Raw genomic sequence first — 11,257 nt, forward strand, 5'->3', positions numbered from 1 at the left:
CCCCGCCGGGACACCCCCCGCGGCCCCTCCCGGCAGGCCCGGCGGCCAGCCCGCCGGGCGGCCGAGCCAAGGCGGGACGGCGACGCACCCCCGGCCCGTGGTCACCCGGAACCCGCGACCGCGCCCGATACCCCGGCCGAGGACGCGCGCCCCGCACCACGCGCCGCCCGCCACACCCGCCTGGGTCCTCGCGGAATGCCGCAAACGCTTCCCCACCGACCCGGCCCGGCGCCACGCCTGCGCCGCCGCCCTGGTCGGCTACTTCGGCCGCTGACCACCGGAACGGTTGATCATTTGACGGCCCGGTTCCGGGAACCTTCGCCGGACCGCGGAAGTCATACAAGACCATGAACGCGAACACGCCCGACATCATCGGCTCCGCTCTGGTCGACGCCTTCGCCCAGCGCGGGTACGCGGCCTCGCTGCCGGACCCCGAGACGGTGAGCGTGACGCTCCGGGACGGCACCCGCGTCCAGGCGGGCATCCGCGAATGGCGCGAGCACGCCCGCCGCAGCGCCCCCGAGCACCTGCCCGGCATCGCGGCGCGCTACGCCGACCAGGCGGTCCGGGCGTTCGAGCGGAACTCCGCGCCCGCCCCGGCCATGACGGACGACCTCCGCGTCCGGCTCTACCCCGAAGAGGCCCTCGACGAGCGGATGAGAGCCGCCCTCGTCACCCGCACCCTGGCACCCGGGCTCGTCCAGGCGGTCGTCGCCGACCACCCCGACACGATGATGCCGCTCAACCGCGCCGACCTCGGCGGCGCGAACGAGAACGCGGTCTTCGGCAAGGCCCTGGCCCACTCGATCGAAGACGAGCCGCACTACATCCAGACCCACGACGTGGAAGGCGTCCGCGTCGCCCACATCGGCGAACGGCACCGCTACATCGGAGCCCACGTCCACGTCCTCGGCCGCTACTTCCCCGGCCCGCTCCCGTACGGCGCGCTGCTCGCCTTCCCCGTCCCCGAATACGTCCTCTTCCACGGAATCGGCACGGACAAGCACCTCGTCACGGTCCTCGCGACCCTCCAGGACCTGGCCGCCAAACACGTCAGCGTGGGGGAGCGGCCCATCACCGCCCAGATCTACTGGTGGCGCCCGGGCGCCTACGAGCACATGGACGAACGCGAAGCCCTCGCCAGCGGCCTCGTCCCCGACCTCCGGCCCGTCGGCGTCCAGATCGACACCGACGGCGAAGGCGTCGAAGTCGGCATGCTCACCGAAGACACCGGCGACCTGATCCAACTATGGCTAGCCGAACAGTAAGCAGCGCCCTCGGCGTCAGGCCCTAGCGGGCCTTCCTTCAACGGGCGTTGCGGCGATCGCTGCATCGCTCCGGCTCGCCTGGCGGCTCACTGCGCGATCAAGTTCTCGCACGCTCGAACTTGGCTTCGCACGCGATCGCAACGTTTCGCGTCCGCGCGGGCTGGGGTGCATACGCCGTGTGCTTGGGCGTGCCCGAGCATTGCGGCGATCGGCGCATCGCTCCGGCTGGCCTAGCGGGTCGCTGCGCGATCAAGTTCTCGCACGCTCGAACTTGGCTTCGCACGCGATCGCAACGTTTCGCGTGCGTTCGGGGCTTGGCTTCAAGCACCCTCCGGCCGGGGGCGCTGACTTCCCGGGTTTCCTTCGGTGGGGTTAGTCCGGGGTGCCGAAGATTTTGCCGGGGTTGAAGATGCCTGCCGGGTCCAAGGCGGCCTTTACGGCGTGGTGGAGGTCGATTACGGCGGGGTCTAGTTCGTCGTGGAGGCCTCGGCGTTTCAGGAGGCCTACGCCGTGTTCGCCGGTGACGGTGCCGCCTAGGGCTATGGCGTCCGCGACGATGCGGTCGAAGGCCTTCTGGGCGCGCTCGCGGGCCGCGTCGTCGCCGGCGGGGGTGATGATGAGGGGGTGCAGGTTGCCGTCGCCGGCGTGCGCGATGTTGGCGATGTGGGTGCCGCACTCGGCGGCGGTGGCCTCGATGCGGCTCAGCATCTCCGGGACGAGCCCGCGCGGTACGCACACGTCCTCGGTGAGGACGGGTCCGAGCCGTTCTAGCGCCGGGTAGGCGAGGCGGCGGGCCGCGAACAGTGCCTCGGCCTCCGCCTCGTCCTCGGAGCGGGCGCTCCAGGTGGCGCCGGACTCCGCGAAGAGGCGGACCATCGCGTCGGCCTCCGCCTCGCCCGCTTCGCCTGGCAGGTCGGTGCGGCCGAGGAGCAGGACGTCCGCGTCCGCGGACAGGCCCATGTTCCGCCACGCGTCGACCGCGCGCAGGCAGTGCCGGTCGATCAGCTCCAGCGCGCTCGGGACGATCCCGGCGGCGGTGACGGCGGCGACGGCCTCGCCCGCGCTGCGCAGGTCGTCGAAGTAGCCGACGATCGTGCGCTCGGGCGGGCGGGCGCCGCGCAGCCGGACGGTGATCTCGGTGATCACGCCGAGCGTGCCCTCGGAGCCGACGAGCAGGCCGCACAGGTCGTACCCGGTGACGCCCTTGGCGGTGCGGCGGCCGAGCCGGACGACCTCGCCGCGGCCGACGACCGCCTCCACGGCGAGGACGTAGTCGCGGGTCACGCCGTACTTGACGCAGCAGAGGCCGCCCGCGTTCGTGGCGACGTTCCCGCCGATCGTCGACCACGGCGCGCTCGCCGGGTCCGGCGGATACCAGAGGCCGTGCTCGGCGCAGGCCAGCCGCAGGGCGTCGTTCACCACCCCCGGCTGGACGACCGCGAGCCGCTCGGCCGGGTCGATCTCGACGATCGCGTCCATCGCCTCCAGGGACAGCAGGACGCAGCCGTCCAGCGCGTTCGCGCCGCCCGACAGGCCGGTGCCCGCCCTGCGGGGCACGATGGGGACGCCGTGCTCCGCGCACACGGCGACCACGCCCTGCACGTCCTTGACCGACCCGGCCCGGACGAGCGCGGCGGGCGACCCGTGGGGCGCCCACTGCGCCTGGTCGTGCGCGTACGCGGCGATCACGTCCGGGTCGGTGACGATCCGGTCGGAGGGGACCCGGTCGCGCAGGGAATCCAGGAAAGCGCCCATGGTCTCCAAGTAATCACATGCGCGGGCCGTGCGGCCGGTCAGGCGGCCTTGGCCGTGACCTGGCGGACGAGGTCGGCGCGCAGGGCGTCGAGGTCGGCGCCCGCCGCGTCCGCGAGGCGCGTCGACCGGAAGCGCGGGTCCTGGAGGACGCCGAGCGCGACGTGCCCGCTGTCGATGCGCTTGGACTTGAGGCGGAGGGCCTGCCGGAGGCTCAGCTCCAGCGACTTCTTCGCGTCCGCCATGAAGGGGATGTGGCCCGTGGGGGAGCGGCGGTGCCGTCCCGCCGGGACGTCGAGCGCGCCCTCGCCGAAGCTCTCCTCCGTCGCCTCCCGGACGGCGTCAAGGTCGATGCCGATGGCCCGCAGCGCCTCCGGGTCGAGGGGGTCGCCGCCCGCGTTGTCGCCGCGGGCGATCCGGGCGCGGAGGTCGGCCGGGTCGAGGCCGTGTCGGGCGAGGGTGTCCGCGGTCGCGTCCCCGCCCTCCAGCAGGGACAGCAGCAGGTGCTCGGTGCCGATGTGGCGGTCGCCCAGCGAGCGGGCCACCGCCTGGGCGCCGTTCACCGCGGTCCGCGCGGCGTCGCTGAATCGCTCGAACATCCCCTATCGCTCCTTCGAGAGAAGGCGGCGCCCGCCGCCGTGCTTCTTGTGGACGGCCTGACGGCTCACGCCGAGGCAGACCGCGATGTCCTGCCAGGACCAGCCCTGCTCGCGGGCGCTCGCGACCTGCAGCGCCTCCAGCCGCTCGGCCAGCTCGCGCAGCGCGCGCACCGCCCGCAGCCCGACCGCCGGGTCCCTGCTGCTCGCCTCCCGGGCGAGCGTCACTCCGTCGCTGTCGCTCATGTCTGTCAATGTAGGTTGACGCGCATGGGGTGTCAACCTACATTGACGATTGCGTTCCCTAGGGAGTTCTCAGGATGGGGTCAGGAGTGTCGTGAGCAGGTCGTCGAGGCTGATCAGGCCGGCGACCCGGCCGTCGGGCGTCAGCGCCACGCCGAGCTGGCTGTGGTGGTGGCGGAGTGTGGCGACGGCCTCGCCGACGGGGGTGCCGACCGGCATCGCGGGCACCGGGTGCGCCAGCTCGCCCGCCGGGGTGTCCTCGCCGCGGGCGCGGGCCAGGTAGGCGTCTCGGAGGTGGACCATGCGCGCCTGCCCTCGGCCGGTGCCGTCCCGCAGGACGATGCGGGTGCGGCCGGTCCGCACGGCGGCGTCGATCACGTCCTGCGGCGTCGCGGCGGCCGGGACCCACACGATCCGCTCGACCGGGACGACCAGGCCCGCGAGCGGTGCGCGCGGCGCGTCCAGGGCGGCGGTGAGCAGGGTGAGGTCGGTGTCCCCGATCAGCCCGAGCCGCCGCGACTCCAGCGCGATGCTGCGGAGCTGCTCCGGCGTCCGCGACACGTCCCGGGCGCCGTCGGGGTCGACGCCGATCGCGCGCAGCAGCGCGTTCGTCGTGCCGTTCAGCGCCGCGAGGACGGGCCGGACCACCGTCGTGAACGCGCGGAACGGCAGTGCCAGGACGGTCGCCGACCGCTCCGGGTCGGTGATCGCCCACGACTTCGGCGCCATCTCGCCGACCACCATGTGCAGGAAGGTCACGACGGCGAGGGCCAGGACGAACGCCACCGCGTGGGACGCGCCGCCGGGCAGCCCCACCGCGTGGAACAGCGGTGCGAGGGTCTCGGCGAACACCGGCTCGGAGACGAGGCCGAGGCCGAGCGAGCACATCGTGATGCCGAGCTGCGCGCCCGCGAGCGTCAGCGTCAGCTCGTCGATCCCCGCGACGGCGGCGGCCGCGGCCCGGCCGCCCTCCGCCGCCGCGCGCTCCAGCCGCGGCCGCCGCGCCGCGACCAGCGCGAACTCCGCGGCGACGAAGAACCCGTTGCCGGCCAGCAGCGCCAGGGTCAGCGGCGCGCCCAGGGTGAGGTTCACCCGTCCTCCTCGACGGTCCGCAGCCGGATCAGCTCCGGGACGTGCCGGTGGATCGTCACGACCTCCAGCACCGCCGTGCGCGGCGGCTCGTCCAGCCGCGTCGGCGGCAGCCCGACGGCGACGGTGTCGCCCGGGTGCGGGAGCCGCCCGAGCCGCTGGAGCAGCAGGCCGGCGACCGTCTCGTAGTCGCCCTCCGGCAGGTCCACGCCCGTCTCATGGGCGACCTCGTCGATCCGCAGCCCGGCGTCGACCGTCCACCACTCGCCGTGCCGGACCACGAGGTCCTCGTCCGGGTCGTGCTCGTCGGTGATCGCCCCGACGAGCTCCTCGGCGACGTCCTCCCAGGTGATGAGGCCCGCGAAGCCGCCGTACTCGTCCAGCACGCACGCCAGCGGGGCGCCGGCGGACTTCAGCCGCGCCACGACGTCCGGCAGCGGCAGCGAGGACGGCAGCAGCAGCGGCGGCGCGGCGATCGCGCGGACCTCGGTGCCGCCCGCCTCCGCCGGGGTGAGCCGGGCCAGCTCCTCCAGCCCCACCACGCCGACCACGTCGTCCACGCCCTCGCCGACGACGGGGTAGCGGGAGTGGCCGCTCGCGGCGATGACGTCGCTCAGGTCGGCGGCACGCGCCGACGCCGGGACGGTGACGACGTCCACCCGGGGGATCATCACCTCCTCCGCGTCCAGGTCGGAGAACGCCAGCGCCCGTCCCAGGATTTCGGCGTGACCCTCCTGGAGCTGCTCGCCGGACTCGCCGATGATGTTGCCGAGCTCCTCCAGGGTCGCGCCGTGGTGCAGCTCCTCCACCGGCTCGATCCCCACCGCGCGGACGAGCCGGTTCGCGGACGCGTCGAACAGGCGGATCAGCGGCGACGCCACCGTCAGGTACACGAGGGTGGACGCGGCCAGCGCGCGCGCCATCGGCTCGGCCTCGGCCAGCGCCAGGTTCTTCGGGAACAGCTCGCCCAGCACCATCTGGACGATCGTGGCGAGGGCGAACCCGAGGGCCACCGCCACGCCGCCGGTCGCGCCCCGCGGCACCCCGGCGGCCTCCAGCACCGGCGCGATCAGGTCGGCCAGCGCCGGCTTCGCGATGAAGCCCACCACGAGCGCGGTCACGGTGATGCCGAGCTGCGCGCCCGACAGCATGAACGACAGCCGCTCCATCACCCGGACGGCGCGCGCCGCCGCGCGGTCGCCCTCCGCGGCCCGCTGCTCCAGCAGCGGCCGGTCGGCGGTCACGTACGCGAACTCCTGGGCCACGAAGTAGCCGGTCGCGGCGGTCAGGAGCAGCACGGCCAGCAGGCCGAGCACTGCGTTCACCGGCCCTCCCCGTGTCGTCGCCCCGGCGCCCGGACGGTCCCTCCGCGCGTCCCCGTCGAGAGGCTCCCTACCCCGTTTCGGATCACCGTGCGCGCACGGCGCCCGGAACCGTCCCGGAAGTTGCTCTAGACCCAGGTTGGGACGGTTATCGACCACTGCGGCGTGGAATGACATCCTGCGCGTGACCGGCCGCGCCCACGCGAGCAAAGCGCGGCCACGACTGCGAGGGGGCATCGATGCCCAGACCGTTCGCGTCGTCCGCCGACATGGACGACAAGACGCAGACGCTGGAGGTCCTGGCCGACGGGGTCTACGCGCTCACGGCCGAGGGCGATCCCAATGTCGGGGCCATCGAGGGCGAGGACTTCCTCGTCTGCTTCGAGGCCCTCGCCACTCCCGCCGCCGCCCGCGACTGGCTCGCCCTCCTGCGCGCGCACACCGACAAGCCGGTCCGCTACCTCGTGCTCTCGCACTACCACGCCGTCCGGACGCTCGGCGCGAGCGCCTTCGAGGCGCCCGTCGTCATCGCCCACGACCGGACCCGCGCCCTCATCGCCGAGCGCGGCAAGGAGGACTGGGAGTCGGAGCACGCGCGGATGCCGCGGCTGTTCAAGGAGCCGGAGGGCATTCCCGGGCTCACCTGGCCCGGCGTCACGTTCTCCGGCACCCTCACCATCGACCTCGGCGGCGACCGCGGCGACCTCGACCTCGCCTACTGCGGCCGCGGCCACACCGAGGGCGACATCGTGGCCTGGCTGCCCCGGCACCGGATCCTGTTCGCCGGCGACCTCGTCGAGACGCAGGCCGCGCTCTACACCGGCGACGCCTTCCACCGCGACTGGGCGTCCGGCACCCTGGACCACGTCGCCTCGTTCGGCGCGGAGATCCTCGTCGGCGGGCGCGGCGCCGTCGCGCGCGACCGCCGGGCGTCGCGGGCCGCCATCCACCAGACCCGCGACTTCCTGAAGACGATGCTCCGCGAGGTCGGCGCCGTCCGCGAGCGCGGCGGCTCCCTCAAGGACGCCTTCACCGCCGTGCACGCCGCCCTCGCCCCCGCGTACGGCGGCTGGCCCATCTTCGAGCACTGCCTGCCGTTCGACGTGTCGCGCCTGTGGGACGAGCTCGACGGCGTCGAGCGGCCCCGCATCTGGACGGCCGAGCGCGACCGCGAGGTGTGGGCGGAACTCCAGGACTGACCCGGTGCCCGGAGGGAACGGATGGACCCCGTCGTCGTGATCGGGGCGGGACCCGTGGGGCTGACCGCCGCGCTGCTCCTCGCCCGCTGGGGGGTGCCCGCGCTCGTGCTGGAGCGGCGCCCCGCCCGCGAGGCGATCGGCTCGCGCTCGATCTGCCAGCAGCGCGACGTCCTGGACATCTGGGCGGCGGCCGGGGCGGGCGCCGTCGCGGACGAGGGGCTCGCGTGGACCACCGCCCGCACCTACTTCCGCGGCACCGAGCTGTTCTCCTGGCGGTTCGCCGACGCGGGGACGCTGCCCGCCTGCGTGAACATCTCCCAGTCCCGCACCGAGGCGATCCTGGAGGCGGCCGCCGCCGCCGAGGATCTCGTGGAGATCCGCCGGGGCCGCGAGGTGACGGGCGTGGAGCAGGACGGGAGCGGCGTCGTCCTCCGCTGCGCGGACGGCTCGGCGGTCCGCGCCCCCTACGCGATCGCCTGCTCGGGAGGCCACGCCGGGATCCGCGACGCGCTCGGCATCGCGTTCCCCGGGGAGACCTTCGCCGACCGCTTCCTCATCGTGGACCTGCGGGCCGACCTGCCCGGATGGGAGCACGAGCGGCGCTTCTACTTCGACCCGCCGTGGAACCCGGGCCGCCAGGTGCTCATCCACCCGTGCCCCGGGTCCCGCTACCGGATCGACTGGCAGGTCCCGCCCGGCTTCTCCCTCGCCGACGAAATGGGCGGCGGCCTCGACCGGCGCGTCCGGCAGATCATCGGCGCCCGGCCGTACGAGGTGACGTGGGCGTCGGTGTACACCTTCCAGTCCCGCGTCGCCGAACGGATGCGCGCCGGGCGCGTCCTGCTCGCCGGCGACTGCGCGCACCTGTACGCGCCGTTCGGCGCCCGCGGCCTGAACTCCGGCGTCCCGGACGCCGAGAACGCCGCCTGGAAGATCGCGTTCGTGGCGCGCGGCTGGGCGCCGCCCGCGCTGCTCGCCAGCTACGACGCCGAGCGCGGCGCGGCGGCGGCGGAGAACCTCGCGGTCACCTCCGCCACGATGCGCTTCCTCGTCCCCGCGACCGACGAGGGCTGGACGGCCCGGCGCCGCGCCCTGGAGCGGGCCGCCGCCGACCCCGCCGCCGCGTCGGCGATCGACTCCGGGCGGTTCGCCGAGCCGTTCTGGTACACGGCGTCGCCGCTGACCACGCCCGAGCCGTCCAGGCCGCCGACCGGGCGCCCGCCGAAGGGCGCCCTGCAACCTCCGGCGCCCGGTGTGATCGTGCCCGACGCGCCGCTGCGGGCGGCGCCGCCCTGGGCCCCGGGCGCGACCCGGCTGCGGGAACTGCTGCGCGACGGCTTCACCCTCCTGCTCGCCGCGGACGCCGAGTGCGGCGCCGACGGCGGGTTCGAGGACGCCGCGCCCGGCGTGCCGCTGCGCGTCCTGCGCCCCGCCGCCCTCGCCGCCACGGGCGCCCTGGCGACGGCGCTCGGGCTGCGTCCCGGCGAGGTCTGGCTCGTCCGTCCGGACGCGCACCTCGCCGCGGTCCTCCCGCGCCCATCGCGGCCCGCCGTAATCGCGGCCCTCCGCCGAGCCCTCGGCCACACCATCCAGGAGACCGCCGCACAGTGACCCGCCGCCCAGTGGCATGGCGTGCCCTAGTGCGCGGTGAGGAGGAGGACGCCCGCGGCGACGACGCAGGCGGCGGCGACGCGCCGCGGGCCGAGCCGCTCGGAGAAGAACACCGCGCCGATGATCGCACCGGAGATCACCCCGGTCTCCCGCAGCGCCGCGACGGCGGCGAGGGCGCCGCGGGTCTGCGCCCACAGCACGATCCCGTACGCGGTCATCGCGATCACCCCGCCGGTGAGGCCCGCCGCCCACTGCCGCCGGTCCAGCCGCGCGAGCGTCCCCGGGCCGCGCAGCGCCAGCACGGCCGCGACGGTGAGCGGGCCCTCGATGCCGAACTCCCACACCGCGTACGGCAGGGCGCCCTCGGCCGCGCGGACGCCGACGCCGTCCAGCAGCGTGTAGGTGGCGATCGACGCGCCGGTCAGCAGCGCCGCCCCCACAGCGCGCCACCCCGCAGCGCCCCCGGCGGCACCCCCGCTGGCGCTTCCCGGGGACGGGTCGGCCCCGGCATGTGCGGCGGGAGGCGCGGGCGCGGCGGGTCTGGGGGTGTTCGTGGTGCGGCCTGTGAAGGCCAGTACCGCCAGGCCGCCGCAGATGGCGGTGATTCCGGCGGTCTGCGCCCAGGTGGGGCGCTCGTCCAGGGCGGTCGCCGCCACCAGCGCCACGATCAGCGGCGCGCTGCCCCGGGCGAGCGGGTAGACCTGCCCGAAGTCGCCCAGGCCGTACGAGGCGATCAGCAGGCCCATGTAGACGAGGTGCACGGCGAGCGACGCCAGCAGCCACGGCCACGCGGCCGCCGCGGGCGGGTCGACGACCGCGAGCAGCGGCACGACCACCGCCGACTGCCCGAGGCCGATCAGCGCGAACGACGCCCACCGGTCGGCGGCGCCCTTGGCGATGGCGTTCCAGGTGGCGTGCAGGACTCCGGCGAAGATCACGGCGAGGGCGACGGCCATGCGCCCACCCCATCCCGGACGGGCCGTCCTGCACAGCGATTCAGGGGTCGCTAAAAGGTCGGCGGAATGGCGCGGCGCCACCCCTCGCCGAATGTTCGGATTACGTGACAATCTGGAGTGGACGTGTTCCCCGTGATAGGTACGGAAGGGCCGAAGGCCGGAGAACTCCCGATGCGGTGGTGAGCGCCCATGAACGACGAGAACCGTCCTCGCCCCGTCGTCGATCCGGACCTTCCGGAGGACGACCGCGCGCTGCTCGCCGCCGCCCCGGAGCACCTGGTCGCGGCGGGCATGCCCGCGCCGCCGCCCCCGCGGCTCACTGCCGCCACCGTCCTCGCGCGGCTGCTCTGGATCCCCGCGTTCGCGTTCTTCTACGGCGTGCTGCCCGGCGGCTGGCTGCGGCTGTTCTTCCTCGCCTCGCTCGACCAGGGCGACCTGATGGGCGGCGCGATGCGGTGGGGGAGGCTGCCCGTCCTCGCGATGATGCTCACGCCCGCGCTCCAGGTCCTGCTGATCCTGCTCGGCAGCCCCGAGGCGGCCGTCGTGCTCGCCGGGGTGAGCTTCACCGGCTGGGTCGCCGGCGCGCTGCGGCACGTCCGCGAGCCGGCGGCGGCCCGCGCGGCCCGCGAGCACCACGGCGCCTACCTGCTGCCGGGCGACTTCGACCGGCCCGCCGCGCGGCTGCTCGTCCGCGCCCAGCGCGCGATCGACGCGGTCCTCGGGTCGGAGGCCCACCGCGCCGGGCTGCTGGACGACGTGCACAACACGGTGGTGCTGCCGCGGCAGGAGTGGGCGATCGCGGGCGCGCTCGCCGAGCACACGCGGCTGCGCCGGGAGCGGCGGGCGCAGCAGCCCGAGCGGCTGTCCCCGCGGGTCCGCGCGCTCCTCGAACCGCAGGACCGCGCCCTCGACGCCTCGGTCCGCTCGGTGACCGCGCGGATCGAGGCGCTGGAGGCGTACGCGCGCCGGGCCGGCGAGGCCGGCGACGCCTACCACGAGTCGAAGGTGCTCCAGGCCCTGCCCGAGCAGAACGCCCGCTACCGCGACCTGCTCGCGAGCACCGCGGGCGACGCGGTGGCCGGCGCCGAGATCGAGGAGCTGGCCGAGGACGCCCGGCGCGCCGAGCTGGCCCTCCGCGAGCGCGTCACGAGCGCGCTGCGCGCCGGCCAGGACCTCGCCCTGCCCGCCGCCGCCCGCCCGGCCCCGCGGGTCAGTTCGGGC

The 11,257-nt window shown here is 75.0% G+C and carries 10 protein-coding genes and 1 pseudogene; 5 read left to right on the plus strand and 6 right to left on the minus strand.

Annotated features, from left to right (window positions below):
• Nucleotides 1-274, plus strand: a pseudogene (locus E1300_RS51930) (hypothetical protein); the annotation flags it as partial.
• 73 nt (nucleotides 275-347) lie between these two features.
• Entirely contained in the window at nucleotides 348-1,268 is a 921-nt protein-coding gene (locus E1300_RS41950; protein WP_131762853.1) for a hypothetical protein, read from the plus strand.
• A gap of 372 nt (nucleotides 1,269-1,640) precedes the next feature.
• On the opposite strand, the gene E1300_RS41955 is transcribed toward E1300_RS41950, so the two are convergent.
• The 5 genes from E1300_RS41955 to E1300_RS41975 form a co-directional block, all read right to left on the minus strand.
• A complete protein-coding gene (locus E1300_RS41955) occupies nucleotides 1,641-3,023 on the minus strand; it encodes an FAD-binding oxidoreductase (protein ID WP_131762854.1) in 1,383 nt (460 codons plus the stop codon).
• Between the two features lie 38 nt (nucleotides 3,024-3,061).
• Nucleotides 3,062-3,619 carry a Clp protease N-terminal domain-containing protein gene (locus E1300_RS41960; protein ID WP_131762855.1) on the minus strand — a complete coding sequence of 186 codons (558 nt, stop codon included), beginning with the start codon at nucleotides 3,617-3,619 and terminating at the stop codon, nucleotides 3,062-3,064.
• A 3-nt stretch (nucleotides 3,620-3,622) separates the two neighbouring features.
• Nucleotides 3,623-3,862 carry a helix-turn-helix domain-containing protein gene (locus E1300_RS41965; protein WP_131762856.1) on the minus strand — a complete coding sequence of 80 codons (240 nt, stop codon included), beginning with the start codon at nucleotides 3,860-3,862 and terminating at the stop codon, nucleotides 3,623-3,625.
• A gap of 69 nt (nucleotides 3,863-3,931) precedes the next feature.
• Entirely contained in the window at nucleotides 3,932-4,951 is a 1,020-nt protein-coding gene (locus E1300_RS41970) for a CNNM domain-containing protein (protein ID WP_131762857.1), read from the minus strand.
• The gene (locus E1300_RS41975) at nucleotides 4,948-6,273 is read right to left on the minus strand and encodes a hemolysin family protein (RefSeq protein ID WP_131762858.1); all 1,326 of its coding nucleotides are present in this window, start codon (nucleotides 6,271-6,273) and stop codon (nucleotides 4,948-4,950) included. Before E1300_RS41975 ends, E1300_RS41970 begins: the two co-directional genes overlap by 4 nt.
• A 236-nt stretch (nucleotides 6,274-6,509) precedes the next feature.
• On the opposite strand from E1300_RS41975, the gene E1300_RS41980 reads away from it, so the two are divergent.
• A complete protein-coding gene (locus tag E1300_RS41980) occupies nucleotides 6,510-7,469 on the plus strand; it encodes an MBL fold metallo-hydrolase (RefSeq protein ID WP_131762859.1) in 960 nt (319 codons plus the stop codon).
• Between the two features lie 21 nt (nucleotides 7,470-7,490).
• Nucleotides 7,491-9,080: an FAD-dependent monooxygenase gene (locus E1300_RS41985; protein WP_131762860.1), complete on the plus strand. Its 1,590-nt coding sequence runs from the start codon at nucleotides 7,491-7,493 to the stop codon at nucleotides 9,078-9,080.
• 26 nt (nucleotides 9,081-9,106) lie between these two features.
• On the opposite strand, the gene E1300_RS41990 is transcribed toward E1300_RS41985, so the two are convergent.
• Nucleotides 9,107-10,036, minus strand: coding sequence for an EamA family transporter (locus E1300_RS41990; RefSeq protein WP_131762861.1), 930 nt, complete (start codon nucleotides 10,034-10,036; stop codon nucleotides 9,107-9,109).
• Between the two features lie 189 nt (nucleotides 10,037-10,225).
• Here E1300_RS41990 and E1300_RS41995 point away from each other — a divergent pair.
• Nucleotides 10,226-11,257, plus strand: a 1,032-nt coding sequence (locus E1300_RS41995; protein ID WP_131762862.1) for a hypothetical protein, incomplete at its 3' end; no start/stop codon positions are given.

Origin of the sequence: Actinomadura fibrosa (genome assembly GCF_900659615.1) — a bacterium.
GTDB lineage: Bacteria > Actinomycetota > Actinomycetes > Streptosporangiales > Streptosporangiaceae > Spirillospora > Spirillospora fibrosa.

Excerpts from the sequence above, each read along its gene's own strand:
- E1300_RS41955 (WP_131762854.1), bottom strand. The coding sequence starts at position 3,023 with ATGGGCGCTTTCCTGGATTCCCTGCGCGACCGGGTCCCCTCCGACCGG.
- E1300_RS41980 (WP_131762859.1), top strand. The coding sequence starts at position 6,510 with ATGCCCAGACCGTTCGCGTCGTCCGCCGACATGGACGACAAGACGCAG.
- E1300_RS41960 (WP_131762855.1), bottom strand. The coding sequence starts at position 3,619 with ATGTTCGAGCGATTCAGCGACGCCGCGCGGACCGCGGTGAACGGCGCC.
- E1300_RS41950 (WP_131762853.1), top strand. The coding sequence starts at position 348 with ATGAACGCGAACACGCCCGACATCATCGGCTCCGCTCTGGTCGACGCC.
- E1300_RS41990 (WP_131762861.1), bottom strand. The coding sequence starts at position 10,036 with ATGGCCGTCGCCCTCGCCGTGATCTTCGCCGGAGTCCTGCACGCCACC.
- E1300_RS41985 (WP_131762860.1), top strand. The coding sequence starts at position 7,491 with ATGGACCCCGTCGTCGTGATCGGGGCGGGACCCGTGGGGCTGACCGCC.
- E1300_RS41965 (WP_131762856.1), bottom strand. The coding sequence starts at position 3,862 with ATGAGCGACAGCGACGGAGTGACGCTCGCCCGGGAGGCGAGCAGCAGG.